Raw genomic sequence first — 269 nt, 5'->3', positions numbered from 1 at the left:
GACAGATGACAGGACCGACACCGATGGTGACGGGGTACCTGATGTAACGGACCTAGATGACGATAATGACGGAATTTTGGATACCACTGAAGATCCTAACCTTGATAACGACAATGATCCATTGACGAATCCATTGGACAGTGACGGTGACGGTTACCCGAACCATTTGGACATCGATTCCGATAATGACGGGATCCCTGACAATGTAGAGGCCCAGACCACTGATGGTTATATAGCGCCCAACGATGACGATGCGGCGACCTATGCGG

At 50.2% G+C, this 269-nt stretch carries 1 pseudogene; it reads left to right on the top strand.

The features are described 5' to 3' along the window. A pseudogene (locus tag R3X28_RS19305) lies at positions 1–269 on the top strand (hypothetical protein); the annotation flags it as partial.

The sequence above is a fragment of the Maribacter sp. TH_r10 genome, assembly GCF_033101095.1.
Lineage (GTDB): Bacteria > Bacteroidota > Bacteroidia > Flavobacteriales > Flavobacteriaceae > Maribacter_A > Maribacter_A luteus.
Note: the sequence above shows the minus strand (reverse complement) of the source record. Positions and strands in the feature narration are given on the sequence as shown.